The sequence below is a fragment of the Stenotrophomonas sp. GL_111 genome (assembly GCF_057835245.1).
Genome location: NZ_CM174421.1, coordinates 155,375 through 172,167, shown reverse-complemented (window position 1 = coordinate 172,167; position 16,793 = coordinate 155,375). Strand labels below are relative to the sequence as shown.

Sequence of the window (16,793 nt, the reverse complement as noted above, 5' to 3'; positions counted from 1 at the left end):
AGGGTTGATTAGAGCGCGTAACGGATAATTCACACCTGTCGACCGCCCCTTCTCTCCCCCTCCCAAGGGGGGTGGTCGGCAAAACCAAAAATAATTAAAGGTGTGTCCCGATTATGAAGACTTCCCTGCTTGCTCTGGGTCTGCTCGCTGCACTGCCGTTCGCTGCTTCGGCAACCGACGGTCTGTCGTACAACTTCGTCGAAGGCGGCTACGTGAAGACCGATGCGAAGGGCGGCGACGCTGACGGTTGGGCCGTGAAGGGCTCCGTCGCGGTCGCGCCGAACTTCCATGTCTTCGGCGACTACAACTCGCAGGAAACCAAGCGTGGTAGCAACGACGTCGACCAGTGGAAGGTCGGTGTGGGCTACAACTACGGTATCGCTCCGACCACCGACCTGGTGGCCCGCGTTGCGTACCAGAAGTTCGATCCGAAGCACGGCCTGGACTTCAACGGCTACTCGACCGAAGTGGGCGTGCGCAGCGCGTTCACTCCGAACATCGAGGGCTACGTGATGGCCGGCTACGAGGACTACAGCAAGAAGCACGGCATCAACCCGGACGGCGAGTTCTACGGCCGCGTCGGCGCCCAGGCCAAGCTCAACCAGAACTGGGGCCTGGCTGGCGAAGTGAAGCTGGCCAAGGGCGGCGACAAGGAATGGTTCGTCGGTCCGCGCTTCACCTGGTAATACGCACTACGTTGTTGGATGACGCGTGATCTCTCTCTCCCGCGCGTCATGAAGCCCGGTTCGCCGGGCTTCACCTTATCTGGCCGCAACCTCGTCGGTGCGCCACGCAGAAACCCGGCCTTGCGCCGGGTTTTTGCGTTTCTGGTACCGCCACGCTTATGAAAAGGTTCTTCTCCCATTGGAGAGGGCGTTTCATTCACAGATCAACAACGGCGGTTTCGTTCTGGGTGTGAGGCGAGCGCTTGCAAAGAGACGCCGGTGTTCTTGGTACGCGGGGCCTTACACGGCAAAAATGTGCGGTGGGCTTTCCCCGCAGAGGGGAGAACAACCATAAAAAAACCCCGGCGATTGCCGGGGTTTTTCATGGGTCACTTGAACAGCGTGTCCGGATACTCCGGTTTCTGCTCCCGCGCCAACAGCGCGCGCAACCCCTCTTCCGGGGTCTGTTCGCCGTGCAGCACCGCACGAACGCGATCGGAGATCGGCAGGTCGATGCCGTGGCGGCGTGCCTGGCGCATGACCTCGTCGGCCGTCTGCACCGACTCGACCACCTGGCCGATCTCGCGGATCGCATCCTGCAGCGTCTGGCCACGTCCCAGCGCCAGGCCCAGCCGCCGGTTGCGCGACAGGTCGCCGGTGCAGGTCAGCACCAGATCGCCCAGCCCGGCCAGACCCATCAGGGTCTCCGGCTTGGCCCCGATCGCAGCGGCCAGGCGCAGCATCTCGTTGAGGCCGCGGGTGATCAGGCCAGCACGGGCGTTGAGACCCAGCTGCATGCCATCGGCAACGCCGGTCGCCACGGCCAGCACGTTCTTCATCGCACCGCCGAGTTCGGCACCCACCATGTCATCGCCGGTATAGGCGCGGAACGCGGGGCCGTGCATGGCATCGGCCACCTGCTGGGCGAACTCCGGCGCGTCACCGTGCACGGTGATCGCGGTCGGCAGGCCCAGAGTGACTTCCTTGGCGAACGAAGGCCCGGTCACCACCGCCAGCGGCACGTCCGGCCCGAGGACCTCGCGCGCCACTTCGTGCAGGAACCGGCCCGAACCGGGCTCAAAGCCCTTGGTGGCCCAGGCGACACCGGCGTCGGCCGGGCGCAGCGGCGCCAACGCGCGCACGGTTTCACCGAAGGCGTGCGAGGGCACCACCACCAGGATCCAGGTCGCATCGCGCACGGCGTCGGCCAGATCGGTGGTCGCGCGCAGCGATTCGGGCAACGGAATGCCCGGCAGGTAGCGGGTGTTCTCGTGGCGCTGGTCGATGGCCTCGACCATGGCCGCATCACGCCCCCACAGCACGGTCGAATGACCGTGCCGGGCAAGCAGGGAGGCCAGCGCCGTGCCCCAGGAGCCGGCGCCGAGAACCGCGATCTTTTCTGCGTTGTTGCTCATCGGAACGACAGCAGCGCCGATCAGGCGTTGCCGGCCGGCTCGGAATCAGCCAGCGAGGTTTCGCCCTGTTCCTGACGCTGACGCAGGGTTTCGGCGTACAGGCCTTCGAAGTTGATCGGCTGCAGGAAGAACGGCGGGAAACCACCGGCCTGGATCAGCTCGCTGACCAGCGAACGCACGTACGGGAACAGGATGTTCGGGCACTGGGTGCCGAGCAGCACGTCGATCGACTGCGGGTCCAGGCCCACCAGGCCGAACACACCGGCCTGCTGCACTTCGGCCACATAGGCGGTCTTGTCACCGGCCTTGCAGGTCAGGGTCACGGCCAGCACCACTTCGAAAGCGTTCTCGCCCAGGCGCTGCACGCGCTGGTTGAGGTTGAGCTGCAGTTCCGGCTGCACGGCTTCGTTGAACACGCCCGGTGCATTCGGCGACTCGAAGGAAACGTCCTTGACGTAGATCTTCTCGACGGTGAACGCGGGGCCGGTGGCGGCGTCGGCCGGCGCGATGGCGCCGTTGGTGTTCTCTTCGGACATTTCCTGTAGCTCCAGAATGAATGCAGTAATGAATGCAGTAGAAACCGATTGTTACATGCCCTGCTATGCGGGCGTGTGGCGGCGCGCACAAGGCGCGCAGCGCAATCTGGATGAAATCAGTTGCGGCCCTTGACCAGCGGCAGCTCGGCCTGCTGCCAGGCCGGAATGCCGCCGTCGAGCACGTTGACCTGCTCGAAGCCGGCCTTCTTCAGTGCCTTGGCTGCGGTTTCCGAGGCAGTGCCGGTACGGCAGACCAGCACCACCGGGCTCTGCTTGGCGTTGGCCACCAGCTTGTGCTCCGGGCCAAACGCGGTCGGCTGCACATTGCGGCTGCCGGCGATATGGCCCTTTTCGAAGTCACTGCTGGAAGACAGGTCGACCACGACGGCGCCACCGGCGTTCATCAGGTGGGTCAGTTCGGCCGGCTTGAGCGACTTGAAGCCGCGGAACAGGCGCCGCACTTCGGTGACGATGATGGCCACGGTCAGGCCCACCAGGGCCATCGACAACATCGGGTTTCGGCCGGCGAAGGCCAGCAACTCTTCGTAATTCACTCAGATCACGGGTCGATAAGCGGGCGCCGATTGTCGCACATGCTGGCGAATCGGCGTCCAGCCCCGCCCGGAACGGCCCGGCCTTAGTCCTGCCAGAGGTCCGGCAGGCCGTTAGCCTGCAGCCAGCGCTTGCCTTCGGCGTCCCAGCGCCAGATTTCCTTGACCCGCACCGTGCGCTCGGACTGGGTGTTGTTGTTGATCACCCGCACCTCGGCGTTGCGCCCCACCCGGCCATCGGGCATCGGGACGTTGTCCCCGGCGCGATAGCTGGAGATCTTCACCTGCTCGAAGCGGCGCATCTCCAGGTCGGTCACCGGATGCGCCTTGGCGTACTCCGGGTCCAGGTAGGGCAACGCGTCTTCCACGGTGCCCCAGCGCATGGTCGAGTCGTACTTGACCTGGGTCTCTTCCAGCTCCTTGCGCTGCTTCCGGGTGGTTTTCTGCTCGGCAGCCAACGCGGTCACACTGGCCAGCGCCAGCAGGGTCAGCAGCAGGATCTGGAACGTACGGCGCATGCGAATTCCCCCATCGGCAAGGGCCACATCCTACCGCCTTGCGAAGGCGACGAAGCGACCGGTCAGTTCTGCGGCCGGCTTGCCCTCGGTACCGGGCTGCCGCGCCACCAGCCCGATGCGGGCCTTGCCACGCTGGGCGAAGGTGGCCAGGAAGCCCTCCCAGTCGGTCTCATCCGCCGCCTGGGCCTGCGCCTGCAGGTCCTCATAGACCGGGGCCAGGTAGCGCACATGGCTGTCGGCGACATACACATCGGCGTCGAACCCGGCCAGGCGCAGGCGCAGGGTGACCAGCGCCCAGCCGGACAGGGTCAGTGCCGAGGAGAGGCTGCCACCGAAGGCGTTGCCCTTGTCGTTGACGTTGGCCGCCAGCGGCGCGCGCAGGCACAGCACCCCGTCGTCGTAGGTGTCCACACGGATCTGCATCGCCGCCACCGGCGGCATGCGGTCCAGCACGGCCTGCAGCGCAGCCAACTGCGCGGGTACGGATTCAGGATTGGACATCGACACGACAACGCCACGGCAAAGGGCTCGCATAATGCCCGCAATGAACAGCGAAGCATATGTGCCGGAATGGACCCTCGTTTCCCTGCGCCCGCGCGGCCAGCATGCGCCGCTGCGGCGTGCCGCGCGCGCGGCCGGTGCGCGCCTGCTGGCGCTGTCACCGTGGGCGCTGCAGGCCCGTGATGATCCGGCCACCCGCGCCGCGCTGGCCCAGGCGCTGACGGCCGACCGCGTGGTATTCAGCAGCCCGGCCGCGGTGCATGCCGCCGCCCGTCTGCAGGCGCTGGACCAGCCACGCGCCGGCCTCTGGCTGGCGGTCGGTGCGGGCACGGCGGCGGCCTTGCGCGCGCACGGTGCCGATGACATCCAGGCCCCGGCGCGGATGGACAGCGAGGGCCTGTTGGCGCTGCCCGCTCTGGCCGACCTGCATGGACGGCGTGCGGGGCTGGTCACCGCCCCCGGCGGGCGCGGCATCATCGCCGCCACCCTGGCCGCGCGCGGCGCGCAGTTGCAGCGCGCCAATGTGTATGCGCGCGTGCCCCTGCCACTGCCGCCGCGCACCCTGCAGCGGCTGCGCGGCTGCCCGACGCCCTGGGTGCTGGCCCTGAGCAGCGGCGAGGCACTGGTGCAGCTGCAGGCCGTACTGCCGCCGGACCTGCACGCGCGGCTGCGCCAGGCCTGGGTGGTGGCCGCCAGCACGCGGCTCGGCGAACAGGCCACCCAGGCCGGTTTCGCCCGGGTAGTGCTGGCCGAAGGCCCCCTACCACGCCAGCTGGTGGACGCCGCACACACGGCGATCATCACTTCCGCAACTACCTGAACAGGCGACGCCTGCGGCCTTGCGGCACGCGCAGGCGGCGGGCGATGCTGTGCACCACGTCGCTCGCCAGCACGCGGACACCGCGGCGCGATCGACAAGGATGCCCGTATGAATGACGCTGTTCCGCCGCCCCCTACCCGCAGTTCCCTGCGTTGGATCGTGCCGCTTACCGCCCTGGTGGTGGCTGGCGCAGGTGGCGCGTGGGGCTGGACCCAGTGGCAGGCGCAGCAGGCGCGGGCCGCGCAGCGCGAAGAGAGCGCCAGCCTGCAGCTGCAGGGGCTGATCGGCAGCGTCGAGGCGCTGCGCCGCGACCAGCGCTCGACCTCGCAACGGGTACAGGATGCCGCCGCCACCAACCGGGTGCTGCGCGATGAGATGCTGGGCTTGAGCCAGCGCAACGCACTATTGGAAGAAAACCTGGCCAAGCTCGCCGACAGCACCCGCCATGGTGCGCAGGCCCTGCAGCTGGAAGAAGCCGAGCTGCTGCTCAGCCAGGCCGGGCAGCGCCTGACCTACGCCGGCGATGTGGACGGTGCCAAGCGTCTATACGCGCTGGCCGCCGCCGCGCTCGACGATGTGCAGGGCAATGACTACCTCAACGTGCGCCAGGCCCTGATGCAGGAACGCAATGCCGTGGACGCACTGGGCACCGGCGTGCAGACCACGTTGAACCAGCGCCTGGGCACCTTCGCAAACGCCTTGAAGACGTTGCCGGAACAGGTCGGCGGCGATCCGGCCAGCGGCACCGCTGCGCCGTGGTGGCACCAGGTGCTGGCCCCGCTCGTGACCATCACCCCGACGCGCACCCAAGGCCCGCTCACCGAAGCCGAGCGCGTGGCCGCCTGGGATGCGCTGCAGCTGGAATTGACCCTGGCCCGCGCGGCCGTGGAACGCACCGACCAGGCCGGCTTTGAACAGGCCTTGGACCGCGTGGCGTTGTGGCTGCCGCGTCTGTGGCCGGATTCACCCGCTCTGCGCGAGCGACGTGCTGAACTGCAGCAACTGCGCAACAGCGTGCTGCGCCCGCCGCTGCCCGAACTGGGCAGCACCTTGCAGCAACTGCGCTCGATGCGCGACGGGAGATAATCGATGAAACCCTTTCAATCACTGGTGGTGCTGTTGCTGGCCGTCGCGCTGGGCGTGATCGCGTCGCAGTTTCTGGGCACCGAACAACTGCGCCAGTTCGGCGAAGTGATCTACCGCTACGGCGGCAATGACTACCGCTCCACGGTGCCGCAGGTGGCGTTGATGGTGCTGGTCGCGCTGCTGGTGCTGTGGCTGGTGTGGAGCCTGGCGGCATCGCCGTTCCGCGCCTGGGGCCGCTACCGCCGCAAGCAGGGCCGCGCGCGTCTGATCGAAGGCCTGCAGTCGCACGAGTACGGCCACTGGCAGCGTGCCGAAAAGCTGCTCACCAGCGCCGCCGAAGACAAGGAAGTGGCCGCGATGGCACTGGTGACCGCGGTGCGCAGTGCACAGGCACGCGATGACCAGGCCGCGGTGAACCAGTACCTGCAGCGGCTGGCAACGGAAGACGCCACCACGCATGCCCTGCTGCAGGCCGAGCGCCTGCTGGCGCAGGAGCGTCCGGTGGATGCGATCAACGTGCTCGACGCCGCTGCGATCCAGCCCCTGCCGCCGCGCGGCCTGTGGCTGCGCACCGAAGCATTGGCGCGTGCGGAACGCGCGCATGAGGCGTATGGCCAGCTCGGTGCGCTGCGCAAGCAGAAAGTGTTGCCGGATGACGCCGTGGTTGAACTGGAAAACCGGCTGGCCGCACAGTCGCTGCTGGAAGCGGCCGATGTCAACGCGCTGGCCGCGCAGTGGGAAGCAACGCCGAAGCCACTGCGCAGCGATCCGGACGTGGTCTCGGCCTATGCACTGCGCGCGGTCGCCCTGGACTGGGACGAACCGGCGCTGCTCACCCTTGAGCAGGCGCTGGATACGCGTTGGGACGAATCACTGGTGACCCTGTATGGGCAGCTCCCGGTGGACAAACTGGCCACGCGCCAGGCCAACCTGCAGCGCTGGCTGGGCAATCAGCCGTCCAGCCCGGCCCTGCTGCTGGCCCTGGGCCGGGTCGCGGCACGTCAACGCCAGCACGTGCAGGCCGAAGACTATCTGCACCGCGCCATCGCCGCCGGTGCCGGCCCGGCGGCGTGGGAAGCACTCGGCCAGGTGTTCCTGGACCGTGGCGAGCCCGCCCTGGCGTCGCAGTGCTTCGCCAATGCCCTGCGCCAGCAGCGCGGCGACGACAGCGTGGCGCTGGCCCGTGCCGAGGCGGTGACGCCGCTGGCAGCAGTGGTGCCCGAACGCGCCACGGTGGAAGAGCAGTCGTTGATGTCGCAGTCACAGCCGGTGGAACCCACCGTGGCCGACGAACGCGACGATTTCGGCAACCCGCGGTTGCCGTGAAGCAGGGCTGCCACCCCTCGGGTGGCGCCATCGCAACGAAAAAGGCCGCCCTGGGGCGGCCTTTTTCTGTGCGCGTTGAACGCAATCAGCGTTCGACGATCGCCACCACGCCCATGCCGCCGGCGGTGCAGATCGAGACCAGTGCGCGGCCACCGCCGCGTTCGGCCAGCTGCTTGGCGGCCGTGGCAATCACGCGTGCGCCGGTGGCGGCAAACGGATGGCCGGTGGCCAGCGAGGAGCCCAGCAGGTTGATCTTGGCCGGGTCGATCCGGCCGAGCGGTGCGTCCAGGCCCAGGCGGTTGCGGCAGTAGTCCTCGCTTTCCCACGCGCGCAGCGTGCACAGCACCTGCGCGGCGAACGCTTCGTGGATTTCGTAGATGTCGAAATCCTGCAGGGTCAGGCCGTTGCGCTTGAGCATCTCGGGCACGGCGATGGTCGGCGCCATCAGCAGGCCTTCGCCATGCACGAAATCGACCGCCGCCACCTGCGAATCGCGCAGGTAGGCCAGCGGCTCGTGGCCGTGCGCGCGCGCCCATTCCTCACTGGCCAGCAGCACCGCCGCCGCACCGTCGGTGAGCGGGGTGGAGTTGGCGGCGGTCAGCGTGCCGCGGCCGGACACCTTGTCGAAGGCCGGCTTCAGCGTGGCCAGCTTTTCCAGCGAGGTGTCTGCACGCAGGATGTTGTCGCGTTCCACGCCGCGGAACGGCGCGATCAGGTCGTTGAAGAAACCGCGCTCATAGGCGGCGGCCAGCTTCTTGTGCGAGGACACCGCCCACTCGTCCTGCGAGTCGCGCGCGATGTTCCATTCCTTGGCCATGTCTTCGCAATGGTCGCCCATGCTCTTGCCGGTGCGCGGCTCGGCCACGCCGGGGAACTCGGGCTTGAGTTCGCTGAATTTGAAGCCGCGGGTGAGCGCCTTGAACTTGTCACCGGTGGTCTTGGCGCGGTTGGCCGCCAGCAGGCGCGCACGCAGCTTCTTGCCGTACACGATCGGCACGTCGGAGGTGGTGTCCGAACCGCCGCCGATGCCCGAATCGATCTGGCCCAGCGCGATCTTGTTGGCCACCGCGATGATGGTGTCCAGCGAGGTGCCGCAGGCGCGCTGCATGGTGATGCCCGGGGTGAGCGGGGACAGGCCCGAGGACAGCGTGGCTTCGCGGCCCAGGTTCCAGTCGCTGGAGTGCTTGATCACCGCACCCATCGCCACTTCGCCGAGCTGCTGGCCGTGCAGGCCGAAGCGCTCGACCAGCGCCCCGAGGGTGCGCACCGACATACCGAGGTTGCCGACGTCCGAATAGGCCGTGTTCTGGCGGCAGAACGGGATGCGGACGCCACCGAGGATGGCGACGGGACGGGCGTTGGGCATGGAGATACCTGGCATGGGAGGGGTGTCTGCAACATGGCCTGCACGAAGGAGCAGGCATAATGGGGGCAAGTGTAGCTGCCGCCCTGTGATGGGCCAACCGTGAAACCATGAGCAAACCCGACCACGGCATGAATGCCCTTGGTGTACTGGCATTGGAACTGGCTGGCGGCGACGCGCCACGCCATGCCGCGCTGTCTTCCGAACAGGCCGGTGAACTGGCCGAACGCGTCGGCCGCGATCTGGCCAAACTGGTCCCCGGGGTCAGTGGGCTGGACTTCGTGATCGCCGGCGCCCATTTCGATCCCGCCGAAGTCCTGCGCCCGGGCTGGCCGATGCACCGGCGCCTGGAAGAACTGCAGATGCGCGCCCCCGGCCGCAGCCAAGGGCCGCGCCTGCTTGCCTTTGGTGCCGGGGCCGACGGCGATGTGCCGCTGCCCTTCCAGGCCGATACCGGCCTTACCGGCGGTGGCCTGCGGGTGGTGCCGTTCCTGCTCACCGGCATGGAAGTGGCCCAGACCCAGGCCGTGGCCGAGGCGCTGGAAGAGGTGCTGCTGGCCCAGGGCATGGCCCAGGCCGACACCGCGCTGCATGCGCAGAACGCGTTCGGCGCGCAGATCGAGCACGCGCGCTATTTCACCCTGAACGACCTCGCCGCAATGATGTCGATGCAGTACGACAACCAGGGCCTGGCCGCGCTGTGGCCGCTGATCGAAACCGCGCTGATGGCGCCGCAGGCCGAGGAATGGCTGGATGCGGCACCGGAGCCGCTGCTTCGATACGCCAATGGCGAAGTGCGTATGGCGCTGTTCGATCCAGCCGGCTGGTGCGCGTACTACAACCACGGCAGCGGCGATTGTGACCGCCTGCAGGGCATCTACGAGCAGTACCTGATGCGCCAGCGGCAGATGGCCGCGGTGCTGGAATCGCACGGGCTGCCGGTGTTGTTCGTGCATTGCGAGGCTGGGCAGGACGCGCGCGAGCTGCTGACCCGGTAAACATGGCGCCCGTTGCAGCCACGCATGGCGTGGCTCTACCAATGTTCAAAAGAAAACGCCGGCTTGCGCCGGCGTTTTCTCATTGTGCGTACACCGTAGGGTTACGGTGCGGCCTTGATCACCGCACACGCCAGGCGCGCGCCAGCATTGCCGGTCGGCTGGGTCTTGTAGTCGTCAGCGTCGGCGTGGACGATCAGGCCACGGCCGATGATGTCGAAATCATCGCCCTTGCCGATGTTGACGTTGGTGGAGACGTCGGCATCGACCACCGCGTTGCCCTGGGCGTCGGCCTTGATGTTGGGCATGTCGCCGCCGTGGTGCGGGGTGGTGGCGACGTTGCCGTGATCTTCCTTGCCCGGGTTGAAGTGGCCACCGGCGCTGGCGCCGTCCGGCGCACTGCAATCGCCCTTCTCGTGAATGTGGAAGCCGTGTTCGGTGTTCGGCTTCAGGCCACTGACATCGCCCTTCACGTGGACCTTGCCGTCGACGACGCTGAAGGTGACGTTACCCTTGACGGTATTGCCCTGGGTGGCGGCCAGTTCAGCCACGGCGCCGTGGTTGGCGTGCGCTTCGCTGGTCATCGCCGGCGGTGCATCGGCGGCCGGTGCGGTTTCGGCCGGAGCGGTCTCGGCCGCCGGAGTGGCGTCGGCCGTGGTCTCGGCCGGCTTGTTGCAGGCGCTCAGGCCAAGGGCGGCGATGGCGGCAAACAATGAGGTATGGATCAGGCGCATCTGGATCTCCTAGCGGGATACGGCAGGTTCAAAAGTTCGACGTCGTGGGCGCGCGCTCAGCGCGTGACCCGGATGACGCCGCAGGCAATACGGGCGCCGGCATTGCCGGCGGGCTGGCTGCGGTAATCGTCGGCATTGGCATGCACGACCAGTGCACGTCCGGCGATATCGGTGGCTGCGCCGCCGCCAAGGGTAACCGCTGGCAGGTGGATATCCACATTCACCCGGCCCTGTGCGTCGGCACGCAGGTTATCCATGTCGCCGGCATGGTGCGCACCGGCGCTGTTGCGTCCATGCGCCTGGCCGGTGGGATTGAAGTGACCGCCAGCGCTGCTCGCATCCACCGCGCTGCAGTCGCCGCGCTCATGCACGTGGAACGCCGTGGTCTGCATCGGCTGCAGGCCGCCGATCACGCCGGTGATATGCACACCGCGTGCTTCGGGCACCAGCGCCAGACGGCCACTGACCAGGCTGGCCGAGGCCGAAGAAAGATTGGCTTCGGCCTGCTTGGCGGTGCTCACCAGCACCACCGCCGGTTGGGCGGGGCGCGGCGGCGGGGTGGTACCGCAGGCGCTCAGGACCAGCAGCGCGCCAACGGCCAGGACAACACGGGAACTGCGCATGGAAAACTCCTTGATTGCAGACTAGCGCCGGGGCCGTCCACGGGTCATGAAAGGGGGCACATCCGATTCAGCTGCCGCGCCGGCGGCCCGCACCCAGCTTGCGGGTCAGCGTGTTGCGGCCCATGCCGAGCCGTGCGGCAGCTTCGGCACGGCGGCCATGGGTCACCTGCAGCGCTGCTTCCAGCAAGGCCTGGTCAACCCGGTCGCGGACCTGCGCATGCAGGCCCTCGGCACCTTCGGCCAGGCGTTGGCGGGTCCACGCCGACAGCAGTGCCTCCCACTGGCCCGGATCGCCGGTGACGCGGGTACGCGGTGAACCGCCGCCGCGGTGCAGCGCACTGTCCACGTCGGCCACGCCGATGGTGTCGGCGGCGGCCAGCGCGGCGATGCGCCAGCACACGTTCTCCAGCTCGCGCACGTTGCCCGGCCAGTCGTGTTCGCGCAGCGCCTGCAGCGCCGCCGCGGTGAGCCGCTTCGGCGGGGTATCGAGCTTGCGCGCGGCGGCGGCCAGGAAGGTATCGGCGAGCTGGGCGATATCGTCGCGGCGCTCGCGCAGCGGCGGCAGGCGCAGCCGCACCACGTCCAGCCGGTGCAGCAGGTCGGCGCGGAAGCGGCCCTGCGCCACCAGCGATTCCAGATCCTGGTGGGTCGCGGCGATCACGCGTACATCGACGCGGATCAGCTCACGGCCGCCGACGCGGAAGAACTCGCCTTCGGCCAGCACGCGCAGCAGGCGGGTCTGCAAGGGCAGTGGCATGTCGCCGATTTCATCCAGGAACAGCGTGCCGCCATGGGCCTGTTCGAAGCGGCCGACGTGGCGCCGTTGCGCACCGGTGAACGCACCGGCCTCGTGACCGAACAGTTCGCTTTCCAGCAGTTCGGCTGGAATCGCCGCCGTGTTCAGCGCCACGAACGGGCCCTGCGCGCGCGGCGATTCATGATGCAGCGCATGGGCGACCAGTTCCTTGCCGGTCCCGGTCTCGCCATTGATCAGTACCGACAACGGGGCCTGCGCCAGGCGCCCGATCGCGCGGAACAGCGCGCGCATCGCCGGAGTATCCCCGACCAGCTGCGGTCGTTGGTCGGCGCGCGGCGAGGCAGCTACGTCGGTCGGCGCGGCCACGGCCGCATCCGGCGCGGGCAACACGCGCTGCGCCAGCGCTACGGCGTCGTCCAGGTCGAATGGTTTGGACAGGAATTCCTGCGCACCGCCCCGGAATGCACCGGCGGTGCTGGCCACATCGGTATAGGCCGACATCACGATCACCGGCAACTGCGGGTGCGCGGCCTTGAGCTTGTCCAGCAACACCAGGCCGTCATCGCCGGGCATGCGCACGTCGGTGAACAGCAGGTCCGGCGGCGTTTGAGCGGCCAGTGCCGCCAGCGCGGCCGCCGCACCGTCGAACCCTTCCACCCGGTAGCCGGCATCGCGCAGCGCGGTGCACAGCACGAAGCGCACGGCGCGGTCATCGTCCACCACCCAGACACGCTGGCCGGTAGGGTCGGCGTCATCCGCCATGGGCGGTCTCCTCGGTAGCCGCGGGCGTGCCCTGGCCGATCGGCAGCAGCACGGTGAATACGGTATGCCCCGGGCGCGAGCGGTAGGTCAGCGTGCCGCGGTGTTCGCGCGCCACCTGCTGGGCCAGCGCCAGGCCCAGCCCGGTGCCCTCGGCACGGCCACTGACCAGCGGCAGGAACAGGTGTTCGGCCAGCTCCTCGGGCACGCCACGGCCGTCGTCGGCGATTTCCAGACGCAGCGCCAACGGGTGCAGCTGATCGCTGATGCGCACGCCATGCTCCACCCGCGTGCGCAGGGTGACGGTACCGGCGCCGGCCTGGATCGCATTGCGCACCAGGTTCCACACCGCCTGGGTAAGGCGGTCGGCGTCACCGTCGAATTCGGGAATGCTGGGGTCGTAGTCGCGCTGCAGGCGCACCGCCCAGCCACCCTCGTTCTCGGCCAGGCGCAGCACGCGCTCCAGCGAGGCGTGGATGTTCAGCGGCGCATGCGGCGCGGCCGGTGCAGGCGACAGCAGTTGTTCGAGCAGGCCGTTGAGGCGTTCGATCTCCGAGCCGATCAGCTCGATCAGCTCACGCTCGTCGGGATCACGCGCGTCAGCGGCCCGTTGCGCGTTGCGCCGGGCCAGCAACTGGGCCGCGCCCTTCAGCCCGGCCAGCGGATTGCGCAGCTCGTGGGCCAGGCCCTTGAGCGCGGCACTCAGCGCGCTGGGCAGCGCCTGGGTCGGGTCCAGCCCGGGAAATTCATCGACCGGATGCGCCTCCAGCAGCCAACCGCCCTCGTCCCAGCGGCTCAGCCAGCCTTCGGCGAAGCGCGGGGCATCACCGGGCAGGGCCAGGGCCAGCCGGTGCAGGCGCAGGGTGTCGCGCTCGTCACGGGCCAGGAAGTGCGCCAGCGCCTCGCCCTGCACTTCCAGCGAGGCCAGGGGCTGACCCAACAGGCGGCGCACGCTGACGCCCAGCCAGCGGGCGAAGGCGGGGTTGCAGCCGACCACGCGGCCTGCGGCATCGGCCCAGGCGACCGGGGTGCCGAGGGCGTCAAGGGCAGGGGGCGAGAGTGCGAGGGTCATTGCACCAATGTAGTGCAAAACGGGGGGTTGAGCTTCGAACGGCCCATGACCGGACACGTGGACATGTTCCGTACCAAGGTTTGCCAGACTGACAAGAAAGGTGCAGGCCGAATGGAAGCGTGCGGGAATCCACCGGATCCAAAACGCTATCCGACCACCCCGGAATGTCGCTCAAGTGCTTCCAGGAGGTCGGCCTCAACCTCCGCCGCAGTGCCATAGATGCCATTGGCAAGCAGCTCAAGCTCATCATCGAGAGCATCAAATGCATGGCAAACCTCCTCGGGGAGCTGCGTGGTCTCTGCGACGCGCATGGCGATCCGGGACGTCTCCAAGGCTGATCGCTGACCGGACTGAAACTGCTCCCGTACTTCTGCCAGAAGCCAGCGACCTGCACGCTGCCAGTCTGCGCCCTCGGCCGCGGCCTGCACCGCATCCATCGCACGGTTGCGATCATGTGCGGTGGCAATGTCGATGATCTCGATGCCGGGTTCATCCCTTGCCGCGATCATCGCGAACGCCCAGTCCTTGCTGGCTTGAAAATGCAGCAGGCCCAACGCAATTCCTGCCCAGAAGCAGGCACAGATTGTTGCGTCGTCAGCGTCTGCTGGAAATGCCCGATGCATGATGGCCCTCTTCGCTCACGCGTGCTGGAGGATGTTGATCAGCCGCCCCAGCGGATCGCGCACATAAAACCGCCGCACGCCCCACGGTTCGCTGGCAGGCCCGTACTCAAGCGCGATCCCGGCGGCGTGCACCCTGCGCAGCACCTCATCGAGGTCATCCACCTCGATCGACAGATCCGGCACCGCGGTGCCGGACCCTCCTTCCTGCGCGAAATTCACCTGCACTTTCATGTCGGTCGCATTCGCATAGGTGCGGATCCAGCCGTGATCCATCGCCAGTTCAAGGCCGAGAATGTCGCGATAGAAGCTGTCGGCCCGTGATGGGTCGGCGGTCTGCAGGTTGGCGATGATGCGCTTGACCTTCATGGCTGCTCGGCGCCCTTCGGCAGGGCCGCGCCCTTGGGCCACAGCATCCACAGGTTGCCCTTCTGCTTCATGTCCCCGGCCAGTTTGCCGGCCGCGTCACCGGTGCCCCAGAACAGGTCGGCACGCACCTCACCTGCAATGGCGCCGCCGGTATCCTGCGCGGCCACCGGGCGCACCACCGGGCTGCCGTCCGGGCGCGTGGTCGACAGCCACATCAGGCTGCCCAGCGGCACCACATTGCGGTCCACCGCCACACTGTAGCCGGCAGTGAGCGGCACGTTCAACGAGCCGCGCGGGCCTTCGTCGCCGTCCGGGCCCTTGCTGAAGAACACGTAGCTGGGGTTGCTGGCCAGCAGCTCGGGAATGCGCGCCGGATGCGCGATCGCCCAGGCACGGATGGCATCCATGGTGACGTCTTCCTTCTTCAGCTCGCCCTGCTCCACCAGCCAGCGGCCGATCGGGCGGTAGGGATGGCCGTTCTGATCGGCGTAGGCGATGCGCAGGTGCTTGCCATCGTTCAGAACGATTCGCCCGGAGCCCTGGATCTGCAGGAACTGCAGGTCCATCGGGTGGGTGAGCCAGGCCAGCACCGGGGCCTTGACGCCGTGCGTGGCGATGGCGGCCGCGTCGTCGTAGGGCTTGAGCACGCGTCCCTCGACGCGGCCGCGCAGGCGCTTGCCCTTGAGCTCGGGATAGACGCTGTCGAGCTGCACGATGACCATGTCCTGGGGCACGCCATACACCGGCACGGTGGCCTTGGCGGTGCGGGTGAGGCTGCCGGGATAGATCGGCTCGTAGTAGCCGGTGATCAGGCCATCGGTGCGGTTGCCGGCGGCGCGCAATGCGTAAACGTCGAGGCTGCCCTGCAGGAACTGGCGGATCGCCTCCGGAGTGGTGCCGACCTTGGCGGCGGCGGCGCAGGGGGTTGCCCAGATGGCATCGGTTTTCAGACGCGGGCAGGCACTACGCCATGCGGCGAAACCGGCCTGGAGGTCGCTGTCGGTGACCGTTGGCAGGGCCTTCCAGTCGGCTTTGACGTACGTGTTCGTCGGCACGCCAGGGCGCTGGGGGGAGACGGCGCAGCCACCCAGAAGTGCCAGTGCCAGCGCGAACATGGCGGAGCGTTGGAATGCGGCGGTGATGCGCTTGACCTTCATGGGCGGTTTTTCTTTGTGGCGGCTGCAGGGTTTGATTGTAGGGTGGGTGGTGGTGCAGCCGAGCGTGGCTCGGCGCTACCCGGATTCGGATGCGGATATTGCGGCTATGGGGATTGCTGCAGCAGCGAGTGCAGGATGCGGGCATCGTCGGCATCCAGCTGCGGTGGCAGGTCGTCGCGGCCACGGAAACGACGGTGGAAGGCGCCAACGGCTGCAGCGCGGTCGTCCAACGGATAGCCGAAGGCCTGCAGCGCCAAGTAGGGATCGAAGCCCGCCGGCGCCGGGCCATCGCTGTCGCGCGGCCAGATGCCGAAGCCCGCCTGGGCAAGCTGCTGCCATGGGAAGAAGCGGCTGGGGTCCTGCTTGCGCGCGGGCGCAAGGTCGGCGTGGGCGATGATCTGGGTACGTGGAATGCGCAGGCGCGTGCACAGGTCGTCGAGCAGGCGGATCAACGCGTCAATCTGCGACGGGGCGAACGGGGTGTCGCCGTCGTTGTCGATCTCGATGCCGATGGAGGCCGAGTTGAGGTCGGTGATCGTGCCCCAGCGGCCAGGGCCGGCGTGCCAGGCGCGGCGGTCATCGCCGACCAGTTGGTAGATGTGGCCATCGGCGCCGACCAGATAGTGCGAGCTGACCTTGCCGCCGCTGTTGGCGCTGCGCAGCGTATCCAGGCTCTGCTGCACGTTGTCCTGGTCGGTGTGGTGCAGGACGATCACGACCGGGCCGCGCGCGTTGTGGTTCGGCGAGGGTACCCAGGTGGCGAGCGGGCTGCGGATGTCGGTGCTGGCGCAGGCGGCGAGCAGCAGGCAGGCGAGCAGCGGGAACAGGGTGCGGATCTGGCGCATGACCGCATTGTGCGGGATTCAGCGCGCGGTTGCCGGGGCCAACAAAACGCCGGCGACCCGAAGGCCGCCGGCGAAAGTGCA

19 protein-coding genes are annotated in these 16,793 nt (G+C 68.0%); 5 read left to right on the top strand and 14 right to left on the bottom strand.

From position 1 onward, the window contains the following. Window positions 1-113: 113 nt before the first annotated feature. The gene (locus AC3IPM_RS00735; RefSeq protein WP_489302023.1) at window positions 114-686 is read left to right on the top strand and encodes an OmpO family porin; all 573 of its coding nucleotides are present in this window, start codon (window positions 114-116) and stop codon (window positions 684-686) included. Between the two features lie 368 nt (window positions 687-1,054). Here the strand turns inward: AC3IPM_RS00735 and AC3IPM_RS00730 are convergent, their stop codons facing one another. The 5 genes from AC3IPM_RS00730 to AC3IPM_RS00710 all read right to left on the bottom strand — a co-directional run bounded on the left by AC3IPM_RS00730 (window position 1,055) and on the right by AC3IPM_RS00710 (window position 4,186). Beyond that, window positions 1,055-2,080, bottom strand: coding sequence for an NAD(P)H-dependent glycerol-3-phosphate dehydrogenase (locus tag AC3IPM_RS00730; protein WP_489302022.1), 1,026 nt, complete (start codon window positions 2,078-2,080; stop codon window positions 1,055-1,057). A 20-nt stretch (window positions 2,081-2,100) separates the two neighbouring features. Beyond that, window positions 2,101-2,616: a protein-export chaperone SecB gene (gene secB, locus AC3IPM_RS00725; RefSeq protein WP_489302021.1), complete on the bottom strand. Its 516-nt coding sequence runs from the start codon at window positions 2,614-2,616 to the stop codon at window positions 2,101-2,103. Between the two features lie 116 nt (window positions 2,617-2,732). After that, entirely contained in the window at window positions 2,733-3,170 is a 438-nt protein-coding gene (locus tag AC3IPM_RS00720; protein ID WP_489302020.1) for a rhodanese-like domain-containing protein, read from the bottom strand. A gap of 83 nt (window positions 3,171-3,253) precedes the next feature. Then, window positions 3,254-3,685: a hypothetical protein gene (locus AC3IPM_RS00715; RefSeq protein ID WP_489302019.1), complete on the bottom strand. Its 432-nt coding sequence runs from the start codon at window positions 3,683-3,685 to the stop codon at window positions 3,254-3,256. A gap of 30 nt (window positions 3,686-3,715) precedes the next feature. Further along, window positions 3,716-4,186 (bottom strand): YiiD C-terminal domain-containing protein, encoded by a 471-nt coding sequence (locus tag AC3IPM_RS00710; RefSeq protein ID WP_489302018.1) that lies wholly within the window; start codon window positions 4,184-4,186, stop codon window positions 3,716-3,718. A gap of 43 nt (window positions 4,187-4,229) precedes the next feature. Between AC3IPM_RS00710 and AC3IPM_RS00705 the strand changes: the two genes are divergently transcribed. The 3 genes from AC3IPM_RS00705 (at window position 4,230) to AC3IPM_RS00695 (ending at window position 7,418) form a co-directional block, all read left to right on the top strand. Further along, the gene (locus tag AC3IPM_RS00705) at window positions 4,230-5,006 is read left to right on the top strand and encodes a uroporphyrinogen-III synthase (RefSeq protein WP_489302017.1); all 777 of its coding nucleotides are present in this window, start codon (window positions 4,230-4,232) and stop codon (window positions 5,004-5,006) included. A 108-nt stretch (window positions 5,007-5,114) separates the two neighbouring features. Then, window positions 5,115-6,092 (top strand): uroporphyrinogen-III C-methyltransferase, encoded by a 978-nt coding sequence (locus tag AC3IPM_RS00700; protein ID WP_489302016.1) that lies wholly within the window; start codon window positions 5,115-5,117, stop codon window positions 6,090-6,092. Between the two features lie 3 nt (window positions 6,093-6,095). Further along, window positions 6,096-7,418 (top strand): heme biosynthesis protein HemY, encoded by a 1,323-nt coding sequence (locus AC3IPM_RS00695; protein WP_489302015.1) that lies wholly within the window; start codon window positions 6,096-6,098, stop codon window positions 7,416-7,418. A gap of 85 nt (window positions 7,419-7,503) precedes the next feature. Here AC3IPM_RS00695 and AC3IPM_RS00690 read toward each other — a convergent pair whose 3' ends face one another. Continuing rightward, complete coding sequence (locus AC3IPM_RS00690; protein WP_489302014.1) at window positions 7,504-8,799, bottom strand: acetyl-CoA C-acetyltransferase; 1,296 nt, start codon at window positions 8,797-8,799, stop codon at window positions 7,504-7,506. Between the two features lie 92 nt (window positions 8,800-8,891). Here AC3IPM_RS00690 and AC3IPM_RS00685 point away from each other — a divergent pair, with 92 nt between their 5' ends. After that, complete coding sequence (locus AC3IPM_RS00685) at window positions 8,892-9,779, top strand: hypothetical protein (RefSeq protein ID WP_489302013.1); 888 nt, start codon at window positions 8,892-8,894, stop codon at window positions 9,777-9,779. 101 nt (window positions 9,780-9,880) lie between these two features. Here AC3IPM_RS00685 and AC3IPM_RS00680 read toward each other — a convergent pair whose 3' ends face one another. The 8 genes from AC3IPM_RS00680 to AC3IPM_RS00645 all read right to left on the bottom strand — a co-directional run bounded on the left by AC3IPM_RS00680 (window position 9,881) and on the right by AC3IPM_RS00645 (window position 16,712). Then, the gene (locus tag AC3IPM_RS00680; RefSeq protein ID WP_489302012.1) at window positions 9,881-10,510 is read right to left on the bottom strand and encodes a superoxide dismutase family protein; all 630 of its coding nucleotides are present in this window, start codon (window positions 10,508-10,510) and stop codon (window positions 9,881-9,883) included. A 56-nt stretch (window positions 10,511-10,566) separates the two neighbouring features. Further along, on the bottom strand, window positions 10,567-11,133 hold the full coding sequence (locus AC3IPM_RS00675; RefSeq protein WP_489302011.1) for a superoxide dismutase family protein: 567 nt from the start codon (window positions 11,131-11,133) through the stop codon (window positions 10,567-10,569). 67 nt (window positions 11,134-11,200) lie between these two features. After that, window positions 11,201-12,652 carry a nitrogen regulation protein NR(I) gene (gene ntrC, locus AC3IPM_RS00670; protein WP_489302010.1) on the bottom strand — a complete coding sequence of 484 codons (1,452 nt, stop codon included), beginning with the start codon at window positions 12,650-12,652 and terminating at the stop codon, window positions 11,201-11,203. Further along, the gene (locus AC3IPM_RS00665) at window positions 12,642-13,721 is read right to left on the bottom strand and encodes a two-component system sensor histidine kinase NtrB (protein ID WP_489302009.1); all 1,080 of its coding nucleotides are present in this window, start codon (window positions 13,719-13,721) and stop codon (window positions 12,642-12,644) included. The genes ntrC and AC3IPM_RS00665 overlap by 11 nt, the downstream gene beginning before the upstream one ends. Before the next feature lie 146 nt (window positions 13,722-13,867). Next, window positions 13,868-14,275, bottom strand: coding sequence for a hypothetical protein (locus AC3IPM_RS00660; RefSeq protein WP_489302008.1), 408 nt, complete (start codon window positions 14,273-14,275; stop codon window positions 13,868-13,870). Window positions 14,276-14,359: 84 nt separating this feature from the next. Further along, window positions 14,360-14,710 carry a VOC family protein gene (locus tag AC3IPM_RS00655; RefSeq protein ID WP_489302007.1) on the bottom strand — a complete coding sequence of 117 codons (351 nt, stop codon included), beginning with the start codon at window positions 14,708-14,710 and terminating at the stop codon, window positions 14,360-14,362. Continuing rightward, window positions 14,707-15,867 (bottom strand): murein transglycosylase A, encoded by a 1,161-nt coding sequence (mltA, locus tag AC3IPM_RS00650; RefSeq protein WP_489302006.1) that lies wholly within the window; start codon window positions 15,865-15,867, stop codon window positions 14,707-14,709. Before mltA ends, AC3IPM_RS00655 begins: the two co-directional genes overlap by 4 nt. A 104-nt stretch (window positions 15,868-15,971) precedes the next feature. After that, window positions 15,972-16,712, bottom strand: coding sequence for an N-acetylmuramoyl-L-alanine amidase (locus AC3IPM_RS00645; protein WP_489302005.1), 741 nt, complete (start codon window positions 16,710-16,712; stop codon window positions 15,972-15,974). Window positions 16,713-16,793: the final 81 nt, after the last annotated feature.

What these genes read in the sequence shown, in the direction of transcription:
- AC3IPM_RS00735 (WP_489302023.1), top strand. Translation starts at nt 114, where the DNA reads ATGAAGACTTCCCTGCTTGCTCTGGGTCTGCTCGCTGCACTGCCGTTC.
- AC3IPM_RS00730 (WP_489302022.1), bottom strand. Translation starts at nt 2,080, where the DNA reads ATGAGCAACAACGCAGAAAAGATCGCGGTTCTCGGCGCCGGCTCCTGG.
- secB (WP_489302021.1), bottom strand. Translation starts at nt 2,616, where the DNA reads ATGTCCGAAGAGAACACCAACGGCGCCATCGCGCCGGCCGACGCCGCC.
- AC3IPM_RS00715 (WP_489302019.1), bottom strand. Translation starts at nt 3,685, where the DNA reads ATGCGCCGTACGTTCCAGATCCTGCTGCTGACCCTGCTGGCGCTGGCC.
- AC3IPM_RS00710 (WP_489302018.1), bottom strand. Translation starts at nt 4,186, where the DNA reads ATGTCCAATCCTGAATCCGTACCCGCGCAGTTGGCTGCGCTGCAGGCC.
- AC3IPM_RS00705 (WP_489302017.1), top strand. Translation starts at nt 4,230, where the DNA reads ATGAACAGCGAAGCATATGTGCCGGAATGGACCCTCGTTTCCCTGCGC.
- AC3IPM_RS00700 (WP_489302016.1), top strand. Translation starts at nt 5,115, where the DNA reads ATGAATGACGCTGTTCCGCCGCCCCCTACCCGCAGTTCCCTGCGTTGG.
- AC3IPM_RS00695 (WP_489302015.1), top strand. Translation starts at nt 6,096, where the DNA reads ATGAAACCCTTTCAATCACTGGTGGTGCTGTTGCTGGCCGTCGCGCTG.
- AC3IPM_RS00690 (WP_489302014.1), bottom strand. Translation starts at nt 8,799, where the DNA reads ATGCCAGGTATCTCCATGCCCAACGCCCGTCCCGTCGCCATCCTCGGT.
- AC3IPM_RS00685 (WP_489302013.1), top strand. Translation starts at nt 8,892, where the DNA reads ATGAGCAAACCCGACCACGGCATGAATGCCCTTGGTGTACTGGCATTG.
- AC3IPM_RS00680 (WP_489302012.1), bottom strand. Translation starts at nt 10,510, where the DNA reads ATGCGCCTGATCCATACCTCATTGTTTGCCGCCATCGCCGCCCTTGGC.
- AC3IPM_RS00675 (WP_489302011.1), bottom strand. Translation starts at nt 11,133, where the DNA reads ATGCGCAGTTCCCGTGTTGTCCTGGCCGTTGGCGCGCTGCTGGTCCTG.
- ntrC (WP_489302010.1), bottom strand. Translation starts at nt 12,652, where the DNA reads ATGGCGGATGACGCCGACCCTACCGGCCAGCGTGTCTGGGTGGTGGAC.
- AC3IPM_RS00665 (WP_489302009.1), bottom strand. Translation starts at nt 13,721, where the DNA reads ATGACCCTCGCACTCTCGCCCCCTGCCCTTGACGCCCTCGGCACCCCG.
- AC3IPM_RS00655 (WP_489302007.1), bottom strand. Translation starts at nt 14,710, where the DNA reads ATGAAGGTCAAGCGCATCATCGCCAACCTGCAGACCGCCGACCCATCA.
- mltA (WP_489302006.1), bottom strand. Translation starts at nt 15,867, where the DNA reads ATGAAGGTCAAGCGCATCACCGCCGCATTCCAACGCTCCGCCATGTTC.
- AC3IPM_RS00645 (WP_489302005.1), bottom strand. Translation starts at nt 16,712, where the DNA reads ATGCGCCAGATCCGCACCCTGTTCCCGCTGCTCGCCTGCCTGCTGCTC.